Origin of the sequence: Streptomyces sp. NPDC048441, assembly GCF_043200235.1 — a bacterium.
Lineage (GTDB): Bacteria > Actinomycetota > Actinomycetes > Streptomycetales > Streptomycetaceae > Streptomyces.
The window spans coordinates 625,825-647,779 of record NZ_JBICXM010000002.1 but is presented as its reverse complement, the minus strand read 5'-3'; the positions used below and the strand labels follow the sequence as shown (position 1 = coordinate 647,779).

The window sequence follows — 21,955 nt, the reverse complement described above, 5'->3', positions numbered from 1 at the left end:
CGTTTAGATCAGGCCGGATCAGGGAGCGGGGTCTGGCACGCACATCTGCGGCGTTGTCGTCGGTCCCCAACGCTCCGCGTTGACTCCCTCCTCCGCCTTGCAGCTGCACGCACCAGACCCCGCTCCCTGATCCGGCCTGATCTAAACGCGAGACCCTAGCGGAGCTCCAGTTCCCCCGAGAGCACGCGCCGGGCCACCGACTCGAGGGACTCGCCCAGGGCGAACGCCCGTGCCTGGATGAGCGCCAGGGCGTCGCTGACCGAGCTGCCCGCCTGCTCGGACAGCGCGCCCGCGGCCTGGTGGACCACGACACGGAGATCCGTGCCGCCGTAGAGGTCGGGATCCCCGTCCGGGCCGATCAGTACGCCCTCCGCCAAGGCATCGGCGACCTCGCGAATCGTCCCCGCCCGCGCGAGAGCCGGCGGGGGATCGAAGATGGTGAGCGCCCCGATGCAGCCCGCTGGCACCTTCAGCGGCAGCGCGGCGACCGCTCTGAGACCGAGGGCGGCGAGGCCGGAGCCGTATCCGGGCCAGCGTCTCTCCAGGGCGGCGCCCGACGCGTAGACGGCACGCCGGCCGTGGGCCGCGTCGCGCCCGGGGCCCGCGGTCAGGACGTACTCCAGATCCTGGGCGCCGCGCGACGACTGGTCCGACGCGGCGACCGCCAGCTGGCTCAGATCCTCACCGATGAGCGTGAGCGCGGCACTGCGCGCCCCACAGGCCTCCGCGACCGAGGCCATGAACAAGGGGCGATGCTCTCCCTGGGCCTGCGCCTGCCGGGAGCCGCCGTGGCCCGCCGCCCACTCCGTCACCCGGCGGGCGTAGGACTCCTGGAGCCGGGCCGTGGTGAGATGCCGGTCCGCGACCGCGCGGTGCCGCTGTGCCATCGCCGCGTGGAAATCGCGGCCGTTCTCCCCGTGGAGCCGCTCATGCCGCTCGGCGTTCGCCGTCTCCCGGGCCGCGCGCTCACCCGCCCGGATGGCACGCTGCCAGGCGGCGTCGGCCTGACCTCCTGTCAGCCACCAACTGCCCTCCATGGCGCTCATGCTCACCAGAATACGACTGACGGGGTCAACTGCCGCCCGTATCGGCGAGGTCTTCCATCAAGAGGACGACGCCCCCGTTGTGCCCGTCGAACGGAGAGCAGATGACCGAACAGTCGATGCTCCGACCGATGCGGTTCACGGCCGGAATCACCACGGGGCCCGACCGCTTGCCCGACGCGATGCAGTCCTCGACGACCGCGCGCAGGTCGTCGGTGGGCAGTCCGAAGTCGAGCTCGAAGAACTGCTCGCCCAGTACCTCGTCGGCACGCAGCCCCCACAGCTCGGCCGCGCCGCGATTCCAGCTCCTGGCCTGCAGATCGGCGGACAGCACCACTACACCGGCCGCGATACTGCTCATCACGCCCTCCAGGAAGGCCCTGGCCTCGTTCAGGTCCGTGGAGCGCAGCCGCATCTCGTCGTTCATGGTCTCGAGCTCTTCGTTGCCGGACCGGAGCTCTTCGTTGGTGGTCTCCAGCTCTTCGTTCGTGGACTGGAGCTCTTCGTTGGTGGTCTCCAGTTCCTCGATGCTCGACTGGAGTTCCTCGTTGGTGGTCTCCAACTCCTCATTGGTGGACTGGAGTTCCTCGTACGCGGTCTCCAAGTCCTCGCGTACCCGCTTGACCTCGGCCTTGAGCTGCATGGCCAGGGTGACGTCCGTGAAGGTGATGTTGGTGGCGACCGGGAGGCCGGGGCCGCTCGCGATCGGCTGGATGACGATGTCGAAGTACTGCAGCTCGTTGCCGATGCGCCGATCGGCGCCGTTCACCCGCAGGGTCCTGCGCTCGTGGGTGGCCTGGTCGATCAGGGAGCGGAGCTCGGCGGGCCGGTAGGAGAGCTCCAGGTCCTGGAAAGGGCGGCCCACGTCATGGGTCGTGAGGCCGAACTGCGAACGGGCCTCGTTGTTGATCATTACCAGGGTGCCGTCGCCGTCCAGGGCGACAGCGGCGCCCGGAGCCGCGTCGAGGATCAGGTCGCGCAGCTGGCGCGTGCGCGTGGCGGCCTGCATCTCGATGCCCACGCCGGGCCTGATCTTCGCGGGGATGGCGGGGTAGGGCGGGGCACTGCCGCCGGGACGGCGCCGGAAGACGCGCTGGCGGATGCTGACCGCCTCGAACCGCTCGCCGTCGTTCAGGAGCATCTCGGCCTTGCCGAGGAAGAGATAGCGGCTGGCGCGCAGGGCGAAGTGGAAACGGTCCACGATCTGGGCCTGCGCCTCGACGTTGAAGTACATCAGGGTGTTGCGGCAGACGAGGAGGTCAAGACGGGAGATCGGGGCGTCGCGGGTGATGTCGTGGCGGCCGAAGATCACCCGGCGCCGCAGGTCGGGGCGGAAGACGTAGTGGGCGTCGTGCTGCTCGAAGTACTTGTCGCGCAGCTCCACCGAGAGCGATTCGAGGTTCCGCGCCGGGTACTGGCCCGCGCGGGCGTCGCGCAGCGCCTCCTCGTCGACGTCCGTCGCATAGATCTTGACGCGGTTCAGGCTCTCCTCGATGCCGAGGGCCTCCGCGAAGATGATGGCCAGTGAGTACGCCTCCTCACCGCTGGAGCAGCCCGCGCTCCACACCCGGACCTCGTCGTCGGGACCCAGGCCCGCGATCAGCTCGGGCACCACCTCACGCTGGAGAAGCTCCCAGGCGTCCGGGTCACGGAACATCGAAGTGACGTTGATCAGGATCGTGTTGAACAGGGTCTGGAACTCGACCGTGTCGGTCTCGAGCAGATCGCGGTAGTCGGCGTAGTCGTGGGTGCCGGCATCCTCCATCCGCTTGCGGATGCGACGGCCGAGGGTGGACCGCTTGTAGCCGGTGAAGTCGAATCCGCGCGCGTCACGGATGAAGGCGAGCAGGTCTTCAAGACCCTGGTCCACCTCCGGGACGGGCGCGCTCCCGGGCTGCTCCAAGGCTCGCGGTTCGGCACCCTGCCCGGTGCCCTGCTCGGTACCGGCGCCGGACGGCTCACTCATCACTGCCTCTTGTCCTCGACAAGTCCGCGGACCGCCGCGGCGATTTCGTCCAGTCGGAGTACGAAGTCCACGGCTCCTGTGGCGACGGCCGCCCTGGGCATGCCCGCGAACTGCGCGGTCTCCGGATCCTCGGAGATGACGGTGCCGCCCCGTTGCTTGATCGCCTCCACGCCCATCGCGCCGTCCACGCCGGTGCCGGTCAGGACACAGGCGATGGCCCGCGATCCGTACGCCCCGGCCACCGACTCGAAGAGCAGGTCGGCGGAGGGGCGTACGAAGTGCACGAGCTCGCTGTTCGACAGGCTCAGGAGCCCTGCGGGCCCCACGAGAAGGTGCCGGTCGGGCGGCGCCAGATACACCGTCCCCGGCTCCACGCGCTCCTGGTCCTCCGCCAGCTTGACGGGCAGCTCCGTGCGACGGGAGAGGACCTCCGCCAGGAGTGTCCGGTGCCGTGGATCGAGGTGCTGGACCACGAGCACGGGCACCCGCAGTGTCGGCCCGAGGCCGCTGAGGAGCGCGCTGAGACCTTGGATGCCTCCCGCGGATGCCGCGACAGCCACGATGGCGTACTGCCCTGATGTGTGCTGTTCCGACCTCACACACCGAGCCTAGCCGTTGCGCGATCGATCGGCTCCGCACCGGGTGGCCCGGTCGCCGGGCCCTTGTCGCCGACCGGGGCATCTGCTTGACTCCGCCCGCCAGAACGCCAGCTCGCCAACGCACCGGCGGAGGACGCCATGGAGATCACCCGCAGACGCCTGTTGTCCGCCCTGTCGGCCGCCGGTCTCCTGGCGGTGGTCCCCACGCTCCCGGTGAGCGCCGCCGAAGCCGCGGCGGACAGCGCCCGCCTCCTGGCCAACACCGTGGGGATCTTCGCGGGGACCACCGAGTCCAACGCCCGCCCCGAGACCGCCGCCAAGCTCGCCGCCGTCGACAAGACGGCGCGCACGAACCTGAAGTCGATGGACGACGCGGGCGATGGCGAACTCTTCGCCGGTCTGGCCCTGGGCACCGACGACGCCAACCTCAACACGGCCTTCAAACGGCTGTACGAGATCGCCCTCGCCACCCGCGCCCCCGGCACCCCATCCGACCTCTACGGGAACACCGCCGTGCAGCGCCGCGTCATCGACGGCCTGGTCTGGCTGCACGAGCGCTATTACGGCGACCAGTCCAAGGGCTATTACGGCAACTGGTTCAACTGGGAGATCGGCATCTCCCAGTCCGTCAGCAAGACCCTGGTGCTGCTCGTCGACGAGGTGCGCGCCTACCGTCCGGACCTGATCGCCACGTACGTCGCCTCGATGGACGCCTACCTCCGCAACGGCACCGACGGCGACGTGAACCTGGACTCGCGCTTCCACACCGGCGCGAACCTCGCCGACATCACCACCAACCGGATCCTTCAGGGCGCGCTCATCGGCGAGAGCGGGGCGGCCCGCATCCGCAAGGCCCTCACCGACCAGCTGACGGTCTTCGTCACCATCGACCCCTACCACCTCAACCACGGGGTGACGGACGGCTATTACGCCGACGGCTCCTTCATCCAGCACGCCTCCGTCGCGTACACGGGATCGTACGGAAAAGGCCTGCTCACGCGCGTCGTGCAGACCCTCAAGATCCTCGACGGCACAGGCTTCGCGCACGGCGACGAGCTGGTGCCGACCGTCCAGAGGTGGGTGCGCGACGGCTTCGCGCCGCTCATCTTCGAGGGCTGGATGATGGAGATCGTCAAGGGCCGTGCGGTGTCGCGGCCGGACAGCGGCTACACCGACGTCGCGGTCGTCGTAGAGGCCGTCGTCGACCTCTCTTCACTGGCGAGCGGCGCCGACGCCACCGCGCTCAAGAGCTACGTGAAGCACATCCGGTCGACCTCGCGCACCGCGCTCAACCCGACCGGCTTCGTCTCGCCCATCAGCATCGCGCGCTACGCCGACATCGTCGCCGACGCCTCGGTACCGCCCGCGGACCTCAACCCCGCATCGCGCAGCGTCGCCTTCAACGCCATGGACAAGAGCGTCCACCGCAGACCGGGCTATGCCTTCGCGCTCGCGCGCAGCTCCGACCGGATCAGCAAATACGAGTACATGAGCGGCGAGAACCTCATGCCGTGGTTCCAGGGCGACGGCGCGTACTACCTCTACCTCTCCGGGCAGGACCAGACGCAGGCGTACGGAGTCGACTACTTCACCACGGTCTCGCCGTACGGCCTCGCGGGTGTCACCGCGCCGGTCGAGGAGCGCCGCACGATCCCCGACCTCTACGGGAAGCCGTTCTACGACAACCCGGGCCACCCCCTGAACTTCACCGCGTCCTCCGAGTCGCAGAACAAGTACGTCTACTTCCCGCGCGGCACCAACCGGCACTCCGGGGGCGCGGTGCTCGGGGCGTACGGCGCGGTCGGGGCGGTGCAGTCGAGCGATGTCGCCTACGCCGACAGGGAGTTGCTCCCGGCCGACTTCGTCGTCTACCGCAACGCGACGGCGACGAAGTCGTGGTTCCTGCTCGACGAGGAGATCGTGGTACTCGCCGCGGGGGTGGGCGACGGCGCGGGGCGGGCCGTGACGACGACGGTCGACGCGCGGACCGCGGCGCCGGACGACCAGGTGTCCGTCACGGGGGAGTCGCGCGACGGCAGCCCGTGGACCGGCGCGGGCACGGGCGACCTCCGGTGGCTGCGCTATGCCAACGCCACGCGGCGGACTTCCGTCGGTTACCTCTTCCTGGACACCCCGAAAGCGGACCCCTCGACGGTGCGGGTCACCCTGGACAAGGTCACCCGCAGCCGCCGGGTCGTCCGTACCGCGAACCCGGACACCGCGGTCACGCGCACGGTCCTCGGCGTGACGGTGGACCGGGCTGCCGGGGATCAACCGGGCGCTCTGGCCTACGCGTTGGTGCCGAACGCGGGCGATGCGGGCCTGCGTTCGTACGTGGCCGGGCAGCCGCTCAAGGTCCTCGCGAACACGGTCCGGCTACAGGCCGTCAGCCACTCGGGCCTCGGTCTGACGGCCGCGAACAGCTTCACGGCGGGCCGCCATGAGGCCGCCGGGGTGCGGATCGACGGGCCCGCATCGGTGATCGTGCGGCGCGAGCGGCGCGGTCCGACCACTGTGGCGGTGTCGGACCCGACGATGGACCGCGACAGGGTGAGTGTGCTGCTCCGCGGCCGTTCCCTGCGGGAGGTCACGGCCGACGAGGGGGTGCGCGTGAGCCGGGTCCCCGGCGGGACCCGGATCGACGTGGACACGCACCACGCGTACGGACGGAGCTTCACGGTGACGCTGCGCGGCTGAGGCGGCTCAGTCCTCCTGTTGGGCCTGGGCTCAGTCCTCGACGGTGACGGCCCGTACCGGACAGGCCCGCACCGCCTCGCGCACCAGGGGGTCACCGCCGCCGTCCTCCTGGCCGGGGAGCACCTCGCTGAAGCCGTCGTCGTCCTGGGTGAACACTCCCGGAGCGGTGAGCGCGCACATCCCCGCACCCACGCACCGCTCCTTCTCCACATGGACCCGCACGCTCATCTCCTGCAACTCCTACCAGCTGACGGGGAGTTCGAGCATCCCCTGGATCGTGTCGCCCGGCTTGAAGGGGATCTCCCGCGCGGGTACCGCGAGGCGAAGCTCCGGAAGGCGATCGAAGAGCGTCCGCAGGGCGATGTCGATCTCGGCGCGGGCCAGGTTCTGGCCGAGACACTGGTGAACGCCGAACCCGAAGGCCAGGTGGTGGCGGTCGGCGCGGTGGAAGTCCAGTTCCTCCGGTGCCTCGTAGGCCGTGCTGTCGCGGTTGATGAGGGAGGTGGAGAAGATGACGCCGTCATCCGCGCGAATGGTGCTTCCGGCGACGTCGATGTCCGCCTTCGCCACCCGCAGTATTCCGTCGGCGATGGACAGGAAGCGCAGCAACTCCTCGACCACGGCGGGCATCAGTGTCCGCTCGGCGCGCAGTTCGGCGAGTTGCCGCGGGTGCTGAAGGAGCGTGAACGTACCAAGGGAGATCATGTTCGCCGTGGTCTCGTGCCCCGCGACCAGCAGGATCGTGGCCATGCTGACCAGTTCCTCGCGGTCGAGCGCACCCTCGGAGAGCTGCCGGTGGATGAGCTCGTCGAGGAGTCCGTCTCCCGGCTCCCGGCGCTTGCGCTCGATCAACGCGTGGAGAAACGCGTCCAGTTCGCCTCGCGCCCGCTCGGTGTCCTCGGCGCGAGGGCCGCGCAGCAGTCGGCGTGACTGTTCCTCGAAGAACTCGTGGTCGGCGTAGGGCACGCCGAGGAGGGCGCAGATCACCATGGACGGAACCGGCAGCGCGAACGCGCCGACCAGTTCGGCCGACGTCCCCTGTGCGGTCATGGTGTCCAGGAGCCGGTCGACCGTCTCCTGGATCCGGGGGCGCAGTGCGGCGATCCGCTTGACCGAGAAGCTGGGGATGAGCATCCGGCGCTGGGCGTTGTGCTCGGGGTCGTCGACGCCGAGCAGGGCGACGCGTCGCGTGCGTGCTTTCGCGAAGCGCTCGGTGGGTGCGGGGAACGCCTCGTTCTCGCGATCGGAGGAGAGGCGCGGGTCGACGAGCAGGTCACGGGCCGTCCCCTGTCCGGTGACCACCCAGACGGAACGCCCGTCGAACAGCCGGACCCGGGAGAGCGGCCGGGCCTCGCGGAGTGGTTCGTACGACGTCGGCGGGTGATAGGGGCAGGTGCGGTCCTGCGGGAAGGCGACTGGTTCGGATGCGACTGGTTCGGATGCGACAGATTCCGTCATTTCCGTCATGGACTTACCTCACAAGCGGAGGGGCTCCTTTTACCTCTCCCATTGGATGCCTGGGGCATCTACTTGGTCCACGGCAAGACAAGCCAGATGGGAGGCTGTTCGGCGGTCGAATCTGGCCGGAATCACACCCTCCGCTCAACCCTCCCGCGTCCGCGCTCCCGCACCGCTCGCGGCGTCGCTCCCCACCAGCGCCGGCAGCAGCGGTTGAGCGCCGACTGCTCGGACAGGCCGATGAGCAGGGCGACCTGGCCCAGGGGAAGGTCGGTTTCGGTGAGATAGCGGAGCGCCGCGCTGCGGCGCTCCTCGTCGATGAGCTCGGCGAACGTCGTGCCCGCGGTGCGCAGCCGTCGCTGAAGGGTGCGCGGATGGACGTTCAGGAGATGGGCGACCGTCCCGATCGCGGGTGGTGAGGTGCCGAGCGACCTGCCGACGACGGCGCGGACACCGCTGACGATGTCCGTCCGCTCCGTGGGCAGTTGCTCGTCCAGGTACGCGAGCGCGAGGCGGCGCAGATGCGCGTTGCCCCCGCCGAGCGGCCGATCGGCCAGGCTGAGCGGGACACGCAGCAGGGCCGCGGGACGGTCCGCCTTCACGGGTACGCCGAAGAAATCCTCGTACGTAGCAAGCGGGGCGAGCAGCGGATGCGGGAGCTCGACCGAGCCGAGGCCGTACGGGCCGACCAGGTAGAGGATGGCCCGGTGCATGAACCCAAGGGAGAGGTCGATGCCCTGGGGCGGCGCCTCGACCCCTTCGCGTACGCCGTAGCGCAGGGCGGCGACGCCCGGGGTGCCGTACGGATCCGGCTCCAGGCTCAGGCTCAGTGAGCGCGCGTGGACGAACAGATAGCGCGTGGTGCACTCCAGGGCGTCCCCGAGGGTGTCGGAGTGCTGGATGGCGAGAGCGAGGGCACCGAGCATCCCCAGGTCCTGCCGGGCCGCGATCCGCAGCCCCAGATCGGCACAGCCGAGATCCTCGGCGGCGAGCTCGAGTACCGTGGCCATCGCTTCTTCGGGTACCAGGAGGTCGTCCGCGTCGAGAGCGGCCGTCGGGCAGCCCGCGAGGCGGGCATAGGCCTCGGCGTCGCCACCGAGCTCCGCCACCGTGGCGCGGAAGCCGCGAAGACCCGCGGACCTGATCACTGACATGTCGTCCAGGGTCAAAGATCTGTCGTCCCAGGTCAATTCCTGCCGGGTGTGCTTCCGGACACTGAAGGAATGACGCACTCCGCAGGCTCAAGGACGACAGGCTCAAGGACGACAGACTCCAGCGCCACCCCTACCGAGCACATCGACGTCGTGATCGTGGGTGCCGGTCTGTCCGGTGTCGGCGCCGCGTACCGACTTCAGACGGAGTGCCCTGAGCGCTCGTACGCGATCATCGAGGCACGGCAGTCCATGGGCGGGACATGGGACCTGTTCCGATACCCGGGTGTGCGCTCGGACTCCGACATGTTCACGCTCGGCTACTCCTTCAAGCCCTGGCTCGACTCGAAGGTCCTCGCCGACGGCGCGTCCATCCTGCGCTACATCAAGGAGACGGCCGCGGAGTTCGGCATCGACCGCAGGATCCGCTACGGCACCAAGGTCCTCGGCGCCGACTGGTCGACCGAAGCCGCGCGCTGGACGGTGACGCTGGAGCGCACCGAGGAGGACGGACACCGCAGCCGCACCACCGTCACCTGCGACTTCCTCTACTCCTGCGCGGGCTACTACAACTACGACCAGGGACATACCCCGGAGTTCGAAGGCGTCGAGTCCTTCACCGGCACGGTCGTGCATCCGCAGTTCTGGCCCGAGGACCTGGACCACGCGGGCAAGCGCGTGGTGGTCATCGGCAGCGGCGCCACCGCCGTCACGCTGGTGCCCGCGATGGCCACGAGTGCCGCGCACGTCACCATGCTCCAGCGCAGCCCGACCTGGATCGGCTCGCTGCCGTCGCGGGACAGGCTGGCCGACGGCTTCCGCGCTGTACTGCCCGCGGGCGTGGCCCACCGGCTCGTACGCACGAAGAACATCCTCTTCGCCATCGGCGTCTACCAGTTCTGCCGGCGCAGCCCGAAGGCGGCGCGACGCCTGCTCACCGGCCTCAACAAGCGCATCGTCAAGGACGACCAACTGGTCGCCGACCATCTGACGCCGTCGTACGACCCGTGGGACCAGCGGCTGTGCGCGGTGCCCGACGCCGATCTGTTCAAGGTCCTCAAGACGGGCGCCGCCGAGATCGTCACCGACCACATCGACCGCTTCGTACCGGAGGGCATCCTGCTGAAGTCCGGCCGTGTCCTGGAGGCCGATGTGGTCGTGACCGCCACCGGACTCCAACTGCTCGCGTTCGGCGGCATCACCCCGCGCGTCGACGGCCGACAGGTCGAGCTGAACAAGCAGTTCGTCTGGCGCGGCGCGATGATGACGGGCGTCCCGAACTTCGCCGTCTGCATCGGCTACACCAACGCGTCCTGGACGCTGCGCGCCGACCTCACGTCCCGCCTCGTGTGCAAGGTGCTCAATCACATGCGCGAGAACGACTACGCGGCGGTGGAACCGACACCGACGGGCACGCTGAACGAACGCCCGCTCCTCGACCTCGCCGCCGGCTACGTCCAGCGCTCCATCGACGCGTTCCCCCGGCAGGGCGACCGCGGCCCCTGGAAGGTCCGGCAGAACTACGTGCTCGACGCCGCGTCGACGATGCGTACCGACCTGAGCAAGACGCTCGCGCCCACCAAAAAGAGCTGGCGCTCCGCCTGACCCGGGGCTAGGGTCGTTTCTGTTCGTCCCTTGACGTCTCTTGACGTCCCTTGAGTGTGATCCAGGAGGTGTGACCGATGACTGTCGTTGAGATGGGCGCTGCCCGCATCGAGAAGTCCGTTCATTCCACCTCCGTGGCCACCGGCTGACCTTCTTTTCCTCCACGCGTCCGTGTACGCGTGTGCCGGGGCCGCCCTGTGAAGGGTCACCCCTTGTCTTCCTCTTCTCTTTCGAGTTCGGCTTCGTCGTCCCCGCTCATCTCGTACGGCTGGGACGCGGACTGGGAAGCCGACTTCACCCCGTATGCGGCGCAGGGCCTGCTGCCCGGCCGCATCGTACGGGTCGACCGTGGCCAGTGCGATGTCGTCACCCCTGACGGCATGGTCCGCGCCGACACCGAGTTCGTCGTTCCCCGCGACCCGATGAAGGTCGTGTGCACGGGGGACTGGGCCGCCGTCGACCCCGACGGCGGCGATCCGCGGTACGTGCGGACGCTTCTGCCGCGCCGTACCGCCTTCGTGCGCTCCACCTCCTCCAAGCGGTCCGAGGGGCAGATCCTCGCGGCCAACGTCGACCACGCGATCATCGCGGTCTCGCTCGCCGTCGAGCTCGACCTCGGCCGGATCGAGCGGTTCCTGGCCCTCGCCTGGGAGTCGGGCGCCCAGCCGCTCGTCGTCCTCACCAAGGCCGACCTGGTGCCGGACGCCACGGGCCTGTCCTACCTGGTCGAGGATGTGGAGACGGCCGCCCCCGGCGTGCAGGTGCTGCCGGTCAGCGCCACGGCCGGGGAAGGCGTCGACGTCCTGTGCGCCGTCGTCTCCGGCGGTACGTCCGTCCTGCTCGGCCAGTCCGGAGCGGGCAAGTCGACGCTGGCCAACGCGCTGGTCGGCGAGGACGTCATGGATGTCAACGCCGCCCGTGACGTGGACGGCAAGGGCCGCCACACCACGACGACCCGCAACCTCCTCGTCCTCCCGGCCGGTGGCGTCCTCATCGATACGCCGGGGCTGCGCGGCGTCGGTCTGTTCGATGCCGGGACGGGTGTCGGCCAGGTCTTCTCCGAGATCGAGGAGCTTGCGGCCGACTGCCGTTTCCAGGACTGCGCCCACACCGCCGAACCCGGCTGTGCGGTACTCGCGGCCGTGGACGACGGCACGCTGCCCGACCGCCGCCTCGACAGCTACCGCAAGCTGATCCGCGAGAACCAGCGCATCGTCGCCAAGACGGACGCGAAGGTCCGGGCGGACCTGCGGCGCGAGTGGAAGCTGCGGGGTGCGCAGGGGAAGGCGGCGATGGAGGCGAAGCGGGGGCGGATTCGCTAGCGCGGGGCCGGTGCGGGGCGGATGGCGCGGGGGTGCGGGGGGCTTCGGGCGCCCCGCACCGACGCGGCGTCCGAATTCCGCCAGCCGGAGCGGCGACGACCCTGCACACTGGAAGCGTGATCGATGAAGAGACCAGGTACGGGGCGGTTCGCAGCCGCGACGCACGCTTCGACGGGGAGTTCTTTTTCGCCGTCGAGACCACCGGCATCTACTGCCGGCCCAGCTGCCCCGCCGTCACCCCGAAGCGCCAGAACGTCCGCTACTACACCACCGCCGCGGCCGCCCAGGGCTCCGGCTTCCGGGCCTGCCGACGCTGCCGTCCGGACGCCGTTCCGGGGTCGGCGGAGTGGAACGTACGCGCGGATGTCGTAGGACGCGCCATGCGCATGATCGGCGACGGTGTCGTCGACCGCGAGGGCGTATCCGGTCTCGCCGTGCGGCTCGGCTACAGCGCACGGCAGGTGCAGCGGCAGCTCACCGCCGAGCTCGGGGCGGGGCCTGTCGCTCTCGCGAGGGCCCAACGGGCGCACACCGCGCGGGTGTTGCTACAGACCACGGGGTTGCCGATCACGGAGATCGCGTTCGCGGCGGGGTTCGCGAGCGTGCGGCAGTTCAACGACACGATTCGGGCCGTGTACGCCCTGACGCCCACCGCGCTGCGGGCCGCCGCGCCGCGTGGCGGGGGCGCCGGGCGGGCCACCCCGGCCGCCGGGGTTCCGCTGCGGCTCGCCTATCGCGGGGCCTACCAGGCGGGCGCCGTCTTCGACCTGCTGTCCGACGAGGCTGTCGCCGGGATCGAGAAGGTCGGCGGGGAGCGGGGTGCGCGGACCTATCGGCGCACGCTGCGGCTGCCGTACGGCACGGGGATCGTGGCCGTCGAGGAGAGCGATCACGGGGTCGGCGGGTGGCTCGACGCCCGGCTCCACCTGACCGATCTGCGGGACCTCACGACCGCCGTGCAGAGGCTGCGCCGGCTCTTCGACCTCGATGCGGATCCGTACGCGGTGGACGAGCGGCTGGGTGCCGATCCGCGCCTGGCTCCGCTGGTCGCGGCCCGTCCCGGTCTTCGCTCGCCGGGGGCCGCTGATCCCGAGGAGTTCGCGGTGCGGGCGCTTGTGGGGTGTGCGGAGGCGTCGCTCCTGGTGGAGCGGTACGGGAAGGCCCTGGACGCGCCCTGCGGTTCCCTCACCCATGTGTTCCCCGAGCCGGGAGCGCTTGCCGGGGAGCCCGGCCCCTTGGGGGAGCTTGCCGCCGCGCTTGCCGATGGGCGGGTCCGGCTTGATGCGGGGGCGGACCGGGAGGATGCGGAGGCGGGGCTGCTGGCTTTGGGTGGGGTGGATTCGGGGGTCGTGGGGGCCATTCGGATGCGGGCGCTCGGGGATCCCGACGTGGGGTTGCCGGGGGTGGGTGTGTCTGAGGGGTGGCGGCCGTGGCGGTCGTACGGGGTGCGGCATGTGCTGGCTGCGGGGTAGGGCATTTTCCTTCCCCAACCCCGCCCCTTTCCCGGCTGTGACATGTGCGGCTCCGCCGCGGGCGTCCTCAATCTCCCCCAAGCTCTTGAAGAGCAGGGGGGACCCCCATGACGGCTGAAAGATTTCAGCCCGTCCGGCGCTTGAGGGCAACCAAGGCCCCCGCGCCAGAGCGGGTTCTCGGGAAGGGGTGGGGTTGGGGAGAATTACTGCTCCAAGCCCCAGCTATGGATCCGCCGAGGATGAATCCGGATCAGCTCCTCGCTGAAGTCAGGGCCCAAGTCATGCGGCCCCGTGAGGAGTTCCGCGACCCCCCGGATGTCGACCCCCCGCACCTTCCACGGCCGCTCGCTCACCACATCATCGACAACCAGCGACACCTTCGGATTCTTCTGAAGGTTGCGCCACTTCTTCGTCGTGCCCAGCGCATAGCCACCGATCAGGATCGTCCCGTCGTCCTGCGGGAAGAATCCGACAGGATTCGCCTGCGGCTGGCCCGTCGCGTCGACGCTGGCCATCCTGCCCAGACGCTGGGACTTGAGGTACGCCCGCTCGGCCTCGCTGAATTCGGTCATGGCGCGAGCCTAAGCCGCGGGCAAGCCCCAGCGCGGCGCCTCCTCGTTCGGTTCGACGGGGGCGATCCGCAGGTCGGGCCGGTCACCCTTGGCGGTGATCAGCGCCGAATCGCCCCGCCCGAGGGCGATCCGCACCGCGCCCCCGCCCACATCCTCGTACCGCAGCGGACGCCCACGCCCGTCCCGGACGTCGATCGCCCCCGCGATGCCGTGCCGCACGACGCACGGCGCTCCCGCCTCACTCACGAGCCGCACCCACCGGGTCGCCCCGACCTGCCGCACCGCGCTGAGCAGGAACGCCCCCTGCGTACGGAAGTTGTGCACGGTCAGCTCCGCCCAGGCTGCGGGCAGCGCGGGGAATACGCGGATGACGTCGCCCCAGGACTGGCAGACCATGTCGTGCAGGGACTGCGCGGCGGAGAGCGGGGTCTCGATGACCGGGCCCGATTCCTTGTACATGGTGTTGGGCTGGATGAACCGGGTCATCAGCTGGCCCAGATACTTCAGTGCGTCCTCGCCCTTGCCGAGCAGCGCCGACATGGAAGCGGCACCCGTGAACGTATAGCCCTGGAGGGCGCCTTCGAAGCCCACCCAGTGGGCCAGGGACTTCTCGATCAGGGCGCGTTCGCCCGCCGTGCGGCCCGTCACCTCGTACAGGGGGTAGACCGCGAGCATGTGGGAGTAGTGGCGGTGCGACTTCGCGAAGGGGATGTCCGCGCCGATCATGTAGCCGTTCGTGTCGGTCGGATACGCCGTCAGCTTGCTCCCCACCTCGCGCCAGCGCGGGGCCAACTTGTCGTCTACGCCCAGGAGTTCCGCCGCTTCGAGGAGCGTTCGGCAGCCCCACTTAACCAGCATCAAGTCGTAGTTGCAGTCGCGTGAGTTGCCGCCGTACTCGGGCGAGAAGGTCGCCGGGAGATGCAGTTTTCCGTCCGTGCCCGGCTCCAGGAAGTGCAGGTAGTAGTTGATCGCTTTGCGGAGGAGCGGGAAGAGGACGTCTCGCAGGATCGTCCTGTCCATCGTGTGGCGGTAGCTCAGCCACACATTGTGCAGCGCCCAAGTCAGGTTGCCCACCTCGGGAGTTGGCGGGTCCTGGCCGGGGATTCCCACTCCATAGCCGCCGTCCGTCACCGATGCGCCGTTCACCAGGGACGGGTCCGTGGTGCGCGGGATGCCGAGGGAGTCGGCGCGATAGGGGGCGGCCATCTCCTTGGTGAGGTTGGACCGGAATTCGCTCAACGCCCGTGTGACGGCGTCGAGTTCGAGATGGTTGGAGCCGTGGATCAGCCAGTACTCCAGCTGGACGTTCAGGTTCCACCACGTGTTGGGCCAGGGGGTGGGCTCGAGCCAGGGTCCTGACGTCGCCATCACGGGGGCGTCGCGGCGGGCGGCCGAAGCCGTCTTGTAGAGCTGGATCCAGTAGAAGCGCTGCATCCGGGCGTCGGGCACCGAGAGGAAGCTCTTGCGGTAGTACGCGTGCCACCAGGCGCGGTGCGATGCCGCGAGACCGTCGTACGAGAGGCCCGCCGCACTCCGCACCGTGCGCACCGCACTGCCCTGGGCCGTCGTCTTCGGGTACGAGTGCGCCACGTTCACGTACAGCGTCCGGGCGGCGCCCCGCGTCCGCTCCCGCCACGCGGTGACATGCTGCCCGCCCGCGAGCAGCGGCTGTACGGCGGCCATGACACCGTCGTCCTCCTTGAGCTCGGCCGGCGGGTTGCCCGCGTATCCCTCCGGCAGCGGCTTGAACGCGGCACGCGGGCTGATCGCCTCAGCGGGGTTGAACACCCAGCGGAAGCCGCGCTCGCCCGCGCTCGGGGTGACCTCGACGGCCAGGACGGAGCGCGTGTTGTGCACCTGCGCGCGGAGCTCCAGCGTGCCCTTGTCCGTGGTGAGGGTGCCGGTCAGCTCGGCGTCGCGCAGCCGCAGGCGCCAGTCGATGCCGGTGATGGTGCCGACGGGCTCCAGCGTGAAGTGGCCGATGGGGAGGCGTGCCAGGCCGAAGAGGGAGCCGAACTCGGGGCGGTGGTCCTGCACCTCGGAGTGCTGGATGTTGAAGCGCAGCGCGGTGGGCCCGGCGCCCGGCTGCGTGCTCGGCTCGGCGTAGATGCCCGAGCCGAGGAAGCCGTTGCCGAGGTAGGGGCCCTCGTACCAGGTCTTCGGCAGCTTCTGCCAGACCAGGTCGGCGTCGTCGAGGACGGTGCGCCAGGGGTCGCCGGGTGCGCTCACGTCCGCCGCCTCCCGGGGCGCGGCGGTGGCCTGCGCGGGGAGGCCGCCGGCCATCAGCGCGCCGCCGACCGCGGTTCCGGTGGTGGCGAGCACGGTTCTTCTGGACGGGCTTGGCATCGCTTCTCCCGGAGTCGAGTCATCGGAGCTTTACCTCGCTGAAAGTTAGAGAGGGTGCGGCATTCAGTCAATGCGTCGGGAGAAAGTCACGAGAAGGCCGGGAGAGATCCGATGCTGGGATATGTATGTGAACTCGATCCGGGTACTCGATCCCGGTACTCAATCTGGGTACTCGATCCGGGTACTCAGCCCCAGATCACCGCCCCCAGCCACGCCCCCGCGATCAACAGGCACGCGAACAGCTCCGTGAGGACGCTCCAGCCGCCCGCCCGCATGGCCGTCCTCGTCGCCGTCACGGCCTCCCCGTGCCCGCCGAGCCGCAGCCGCTCCGACAGGTAGATCCCGCCTATGAACCCCGGCAGCGACCCGATCACCGGCACGACGCAGAAGCCGACCAGCGCCCCGGCGCCCGCGTATACCGCGGTTCGGCGCGTGGCCCCGCTCTGCCGGAAGCGCCGTGGCGGCAGCAGCCAGCGGATGCCTTGTGCCACCAGGAGCACGACGGTCGCGCCGACCAGGACGCCCCAGGCGACCGGCTCCGGGTCCTTCAGCGCCCACCAGAGAACCGCGGCCCACACCAGCCACGGTCCCGGCACGCCGGGCACAAGCACCCCGCAGAGTCCGAGCAGCAGCACTACTCCGACCAGCAGGAGTTCCCACACTCCCATTTGCCAAGCGTGCAGGAAACAGTAGAAAACCGCAGGTCGCGCGAGTCACGGCGCACCCCGCCGTGAGGCGTCAGCGCGCCACCCAGCCCCGCTCGTACGCATGCCAGCCCAGCTGGAGCCGCGTCGTCACGCCCGTCAGCTCCATCAGGCGCTTGACCCGGCGCTGCACCGTCCGCAGACCCAGGTCCAGCTGCTTGGCGACGCTCGCGTCCGTCAGGCCCGCGAGGAGCAGCGAAAGGATCTCCAGGTCGGCGCGGTCGGGGCCATCGGGTGCGTCCTCGGTGAGCGTCCGGCCGCCCTCGCCGAGCCGCAGCGGCAGCGCGTCGCGCCACACCGCCTCGAAGAGCCCGGCCAGGGATTCCAGCAGGCCGCTCGCGTGCACCACGAGCGCGGCGGGCTCCGCCGTGCGCGAGGTCAGCGGCACCATCGCGAGGGAGCCGTCGGCGATCACCAGCTTGGTCGGGACGCGGTCCACGACCCGCACCTGTTCGTTGCGGCCGATCGCCGTCGAGAGTTCGAGGAGCCCGGTGGGGAGCGCGAGGACGGAGCGTTCGACGACCACGCGGTAGATGACGCCGCGCCCCGCGGCCTGCTTCTCCGCGTCGTTCTCCGTTCCGGTGACCACCACGGGGTTGCCCGTCACCAGGGCGCACACCTCGTCGCTCGCGCCGAGCTGGAGCTGGAGGAAGCGCTGCGAGACCGCGCCCGCGCCGGTCACCACCTCGACCAGGTCGTGCACCGCGGGCTCCGAGGCCTGGGCGCGGTACTCCTCGGCGAGCAGTTTCGCCGCGAGCTCGGCCTTCTCCAGCTCGTGCCGCTGCTGGGTCAGGAGCGCGCCGAGGGCGACGCCCGGCGGGGCCGCCACCCACCGGCCCGCCTTGCCGGACGCCTGGGCGGCGAGGCCGTGCAGTTCGAGGCGGCGAAGGGCGCGCACCGTCTCCGGCTCGCCCAGCGTGAGCCGCCGCGCGAGATCGGGCACGTCGGCGGCGCCCACCGCCACCAGAGCGCGGTACGTCGATTCGTGCGTCTCGTCCAGGCCTATCGCTGCCAGCATCGGTGACGTCCCTCCCCAGGATCCGTTCCGACGGCGCCCTGGCGGAAAACAGCCACGGCGTAAACCCGCCCCAGGACATCATCCCCGCACCACCCGGCTCTCTGCCAAGGTGACGCCACCGCAGCACCAACGGCAGCCGCGAATTCGGCATTTGATCCGATTTCGGCTGTGGTTCCGTATGCCCGACAACCTTGGGGAGAGCGATGCGCCCGATATCGCGTACGGCGTTGGGGGTGGCGTCCGCCGCCGTCCTCGCCGTCACCGCTGCCGTGCCGTCCGTGGCCGAGCCACGCGCGGGCACGGCGGACACGAGACCGCTGGTGGGAAGCGAGTCAAGCGCCGCACGCGACGGAGGGAGCTCCGTCGTCACCCTCGTCACCGGCGACCGCGTCCTCGTCACGTCCGACGGAAAGGACCGCGCGGGCGCCACCGCCCTGCCCGCGGCCGACGGCACCGTGCCGCTCATCCAGACACGGCAGTCCGGCAAGGATCTGTACGTCTACCCCGAGGGCGCCGTCCACGCGATCGCCGACGGCAAGGTCGACGAGGAGCTCTTCAACGTCACCGGGCTCGTCCGCCAGGGCTACGACGACGCGCACGCCAAGAAGCTGCCGCTGATCGCCGTGTACGACAAGTCCGTCGACGTCACGCGCTCCCTGCCCGCCACTCCGCGCGGCGCCGAGCGCGGCCTCGTCCTCGAGCCTGTCGACGGTGTCGCGCTGAAGGCCGACAAGAAGAAGGCCGGCGACTTCTGGGCGGACATCACGTCGACGAAGTCCCGTTCGGCCTCCGACCTGAAGAAGCTCTGGCTCGACGCCAAGGCCGAGGCGACTCTCGACAAGTCGACGAAGCAGGTGCACGCCCCCGAGGCCTGGGCCGCCGGCTACGACGGCAAGGGCACCAAGGTCGCCGTGCTTGACACGGGCGCCGACGCCGAGCACCCCGACCTCAAGGGCCGGATCGGCGCGACGAAGAACTTCACCGACTCGCCGGACAACGAGGACCGCCAGGGCCACGGCACCCACACCACCTCCACGGTCGGTGGCACCGGCGCGGCGAGCGACGGCAAGAAGAAGGGCGTCGCGCCCGGCACCGAGCTGCTGCACGGAAAGGTCCTCAACGACAGCGGCTCCGGCGCCACTTCGTGGATCATCGCGGGTATGCAGTGGGCCGTCGACGAGAAGGCCGACGTCGTCTCCATGAGCCTCGGCAACCCGGCGCGGACCGACTGCACCGACCCGATGAGTACGGCCACGGAGGAGCTCGCGCAGTCGAGCACGGGCACACTCTTCGTCTTCGCGGCGGGCAACACGGGCCCGAGCCTCAACTCCGTATCCTCGCCCGGCTGCGCGCCGAGCGTCCTCACCGTCGGTGCCGTCGACCGCGACGACTCCACGGCCTCCTTCTCCAGCCGTGGCCCCGCATACGGCTCGCACACCCTCAAGCCCGAGATCGCCGCACCCGGCGTCGAGATCTCCGCCGCGGCGGCGGGCGGCCGTGGTGTCTACGCCTACCAGTCCATGAGCGGTACGTCGATGGCGACCCCGCACGTCGCAGGCGCCGCCGCCCTGGTCAAGCAGCGCCATCCGGAATGGACCGCGCAGCAGATCAAGTCGGCCCTCGTGTCGTCCGCCGACAGCGGCATCCCCGGTGACGTGACCGAGACGGGCGGCGGGCGGCTGGACGTGAAGGCGGCCGTCGACCAGCAGGTGCTCGGCTCACCCGCCGTGCAGGGCGGCAGCTTCGGCTGGCCGCAGGACAATTCCGACCGTACGGCTGTCGACGTCCCCTACACCAACACCACGGCCAAGTCAGTGGAGTTGAAGCTGTCCGTGCAGGGCGTCACCGGCAACGACGGATCGGCCGTGGGATCGGGCATCGCCAAGCTCGGCGAACGCTCGGTGAAGGTCGCCGCCGGGGCCACGGTCAAGGTCCCGCTGAAGCTCGACCCCGACGCGGACCTCAAGAAGGCCCAGTACGGCGATGTGACCGGCCGTGTCCTGGCGAAGGCCGACGGGGGCATCGCGGTCTCCACGCCCTTCTCCCTCTACGTACAGCCGGAGACGGTCAGTCTTCGCGTCAAGCTCATCGACCGTGCGGGCAAGGCCGCTGACGGTCCGTCATCCGTCGACCTCATCGGCACGGACGACGCGAGCGGCGAGCGCCGCTTCAACGAGGGCGCGAACGACCAGACGTACCAAGTGCGTCCCGGTTCCTACTTCCTGACCGGTTTCGTCGCGACACCGGATGCGGACGGCGGCACGCTGACCGACTCGCTCACGCACCTCGCCCGCCCGCAGGTCGAGGTGAACAAGGACACGACCCTCACGCTCGACGCCCGCAAGGCGCATCGCCTCGCGGTCAAGACGGACCAGGAGTCCGAAGTGCGTGGCGCCACGCTCGGTTTCGCCCGCACTTGGGGCACCGACCACTGGGTGCACGCGGGTACGGCATCGGGGCCGCGCTCCATCCGAGGCTTCTACCAGTCCGTCGAGGGCAAGGCGACCGACGGCACCTTCGAGTCCGGCAGCTACTGGCGCGCGGCGGCTCCCCTCCTCTCCGAACTGGCCGTGGTGGGCGGCAAGCCGCTGCACGTCGTGACCGCGTCCACCGGCTCCGCCAACCTCGACGGCACGGGCAAGGCCGCTCTCGTGGACGCCAAGTCCGGTACACCGGCGGAGCTCGAGGCCGCCGGGGTCAAGGGAAAGATCGCCCTCGTCAAGCTCCCGGACAGCGGCAGCGCGAACGCCGTCGCGACGAACGCGAAGGCGGCGGGAGCGGTCGCCGTCATCGCCCACCGCGCGGCCCCCGGCCGCTGGTACCCCGCGACCGGCTTCACCGGCTCCCCGCTCCCGGTGCTCGGCATCGAGACGGCCGAAGCGACCTCCTTGCTCGCCCAACTGGGATCGGGCCCAGTCGAGTTGAAGTGGAAGGGAACGGCGAAGAGCCCGTACGTCTACAACCTCGCCTTCCCCGAGACCGGCCAGATCCGCGACGACCGCACCTACCGGGTGCGGGACAAGGACCTCGCGGCGAACGAGGCGACGTACCGCGCCATCGGCACGGCAACGGACTATGTGGACCTGCCGTCCGCCGTCCGCCCCTCGGGCCTCGAGGTGTACTTCGCCGACATCGAGTCGGTCCCGGCCCCCGGCAAGCGCACCGAGTACTACTCGGCGGGCACGACCGGCTGGGGCCACCAGGTGTCGAGCAGCTTCCCGTTCGGGGAGTTCATGATCGACCCGGTGCGGACGTACGAGAAGGGGGAGCGGCGCGGCGAGAAGTGGTACCACGGAGTGCTGACGCCGGCCGCGCCGCGTGACGAGAAGGGCGGGCTCGCGCTCGCCGGGGAGCGGCAGGGCAATCTGATCGGGGTCGCTCCCGGATTCTGGGGCGACAACGAACACGCCGGAATCCAGGGCGGGTTCGGGGACATCGGCAGTGTGCGGCTGAAGCGGGACGGCGAGGTCGTGGGCGAATCCGGCTGGCCGAACGGGGTGTTCTCGGTCCCGGCCGACGACTCGGCGTACGAACTCACCCTCGACACGTCCAAGATCGGCTCGAAGGTCTGGCAGCGGTCCACGAGCACGCAGACCACCTGGGCGTTCCGCTCGCACCTCGACGAGGAGGTCTACTCGCAGGGCATCCCGATGCTGTTCCCGCGCTATGAGCTGCCGGAGGACGGCATGAAGACGCTGGCGGCCAAGGACGGCCAGCGGATTGGAATCACGGCGACGGGGCACTCGGGCTACAAGCCGGGACCGCTCACATCGGCGGCCCTGTCCTACTCGTACGACGAGGGCAAGACCTGGACGAAGGCGGAGACCACCGCCGACGGCGATGCCTGGACCGCCACCGTGAATCACGCGGGTGCGGCGGGCAAGCAGGTCTGGCTGAAAACCGAACTGACGGATGCGAACGGTAGTTCCGTCACCCAGACAGTGGCTCGCGCCTACGACGTGCGCTAGACACACAGACACCGCCGGGCGGTCCTCCCGTGGG

At 70.0% G+C, this 21,955-nt stretch carries 15 protein-coding genes; 5 read left to right on the top strand and 10 right to left on the bottom strand.

Translation table 11 applies throughout. From position 1 onward, the window contains the following. Positions 1-155: 155 nt before the first annotated feature. From ACGFSB_RS07165 to ACGFSB_RS07155, 3 genes are read right to left on the bottom strand one after another with little or no spacing between them, the layout of a single operon-like run. Positions 156-1,046, bottom strand: coding sequence for a GAF and ANTAR domain-containing protein (locus tag ACGFSB_RS07165; RefSeq protein ID WP_393395312.1), 891 nt, complete (start codon positions 1,044-1,046; stop codon positions 156-158). A gap of 25 nt (positions 1,047-1,071) precedes the next feature. Continuing rightward, positions 1,072-3,009 (bottom strand): CheR family methyltransferase, encoded by a 1,938-nt coding sequence (locus tag ACGFSB_RS07160; protein WP_393395309.1) that lies wholly within the window; start codon positions 3,007-3,009, stop codon positions 1,072-1,074. Beyond that, complete coding sequence (locus tag ACGFSB_RS07155) at positions 3,009-3,608, bottom strand: chemotaxis protein CheB (protein ID WP_393395306.1); 600 nt, start codon at positions 3,606-3,608, stop codon at positions 3,009-3,011. The genes ACGFSB_RS07160 and ACGFSB_RS07155 overlap by 1 nt, the downstream gene beginning before the upstream one ends. A 138-nt stretch (positions 3,609-3,746) precedes the next feature. Between ACGFSB_RS07155 and ACGFSB_RS07150 the strand changes: the two genes are divergently transcribed. Then, complete coding sequence (locus tag ACGFSB_RS07150) at positions 3,747-6,305, top strand: polysaccharide lyase family 8 super-sandwich domain-containing protein (RefSeq protein WP_393395303.1); 2,559 nt, start codon at positions 3,747-3,749, stop codon at positions 6,303-6,305. Between the two features lie 30 nt (positions 6,306-6,335). Here ACGFSB_RS07150 and ACGFSB_RS07145 read toward each other — a convergent pair whose 3' ends face one another. The 3 genes from ACGFSB_RS07145 to ACGFSB_RS07135 form a co-directional block, all read right to left on the bottom strand. Next, on the bottom strand, positions 6,336-6,533 hold the full coding sequence (locus ACGFSB_RS07145; RefSeq protein ID WP_393395300.1) for a ferredoxin: 198 nt from the start codon (positions 6,531-6,533) through the stop codon (positions 6,336-6,338). Between the two features lie 12 nt (positions 6,534-6,545). Then, complete coding sequence (locus ACGFSB_RS07140) at positions 6,546-7,772, bottom strand: cytochrome P450 (protein WP_393395297.1); 1,227 nt, start codon at positions 7,770-7,772, stop codon at positions 6,546-6,548. Positions 7,773-7,894: 122 nt separating this feature from the next. Next, positions 7,895-8,917, bottom strand: a complete 1,023-nt coding sequence (locus ACGFSB_RS07135; RefSeq protein ID WP_393395294.1) for an AraC family transcriptional regulator — start codon at positions 8,915-8,917, stop codon at positions 7,895-7,897. A gap of 69 nt (positions 8,918-8,986) precedes the next feature. Between ACGFSB_RS07135 and ACGFSB_RS07130 the strand changes: the two genes are divergently transcribed. The 3 genes from ACGFSB_RS07130 (at position 8,987) to ACGFSB_RS07120 (ending at position 13,313) form a co-directional block, all read left to right on the top strand. After that, entirely contained in the window at positions 8,987-10,519 is a 1,533-nt protein-coding gene (locus ACGFSB_RS07130; RefSeq protein ID WP_393395291.1) for a flavin-containing monooxygenase, read from the top strand. A 212-nt stretch (positions 10,520-10,731) separates the two neighbouring features. Next, positions 10,732-11,841, top strand: coding sequence for a ribosome small subunit-dependent GTPase A (gene rsgA, locus ACGFSB_RS07125; protein WP_393395288.1), 1,110 nt, complete (start codon positions 10,732-10,734; stop codon positions 11,839-11,841). A 119-nt stretch (positions 11,842-11,960) separates the two neighbouring features. Beyond that, a complete protein-coding gene (locus ACGFSB_RS07120; protein WP_393395824.1) occupies positions 11,961-13,313 on the top strand; it encodes a DNA-3-methyladenine glycosylase 2 family protein in 1,353 nt (450 codons plus the stop codon). Positions 13,314-13,516: 203 nt separating this feature from the next. Here the strand turns inward: ACGFSB_RS07120 and ACGFSB_RS07115 are convergent, their stop codons facing one another. The 4 genes from ACGFSB_RS07115 to ACGFSB_RS07100 form a co-directional block, all read right to left on the bottom strand. Then, positions 13,517-13,885 (bottom strand): PPOX class F420-dependent oxidoreductase, encoded by a 369-nt coding sequence (locus ACGFSB_RS07115; protein WP_393395285.1) that lies wholly within the window; start codon positions 13,883-13,885, stop codon positions 13,517-13,519. A gap of 9 nt (positions 13,886-13,894) precedes the next feature. Then, positions 13,895-16,231 carry a Tat pathway signal sequence domain protein gene (locus tag ACGFSB_RS07110; protein WP_393395282.1) on the bottom strand — a complete coding sequence of 779 codons (2,337 nt, stop codon included), beginning with the start codon at positions 16,229-16,231 and terminating at the stop codon, positions 13,895-13,897. A gap of 185 nt (positions 16,232-16,416) precedes the next feature. Further along, positions 16,417-16,899 carry a DUF456 domain-containing protein gene (locus tag ACGFSB_RS07105; protein WP_393395279.1) on the bottom strand — a complete coding sequence of 161 codons (483 nt, stop codon included), beginning with the start codon at positions 16,897-16,899 and terminating at the stop codon, positions 16,417-16,419. A gap of 70 nt (positions 16,900-16,969) precedes the next feature. Beyond that, the gene (locus ACGFSB_RS07100; protein ID WP_393395277.1) at positions 16,970-17,953 is read right to left on the bottom strand and encodes a helix-turn-helix transcriptional regulator; all 984 of its coding nucleotides are present in this window, start codon (positions 17,951-17,953) and stop codon (positions 16,970-16,972) included. 203 nt (positions 17,954-18,156) lie between these two features. On the opposite strand from ACGFSB_RS07100, the gene ACGFSB_RS07095 reads away from it, so the two are divergent. Next, on the top strand, positions 18,157-21,921 hold the full coding sequence (locus tag ACGFSB_RS07095; RefSeq protein WP_393395274.1) for a S8 family serine peptidase: 3,765 nt from the start codon (positions 18,157-18,159) through the stop codon (positions 21,919-21,921). The last annotated feature ends 34 nt before the right edge of the window (positions 21,922-21,955 follow it).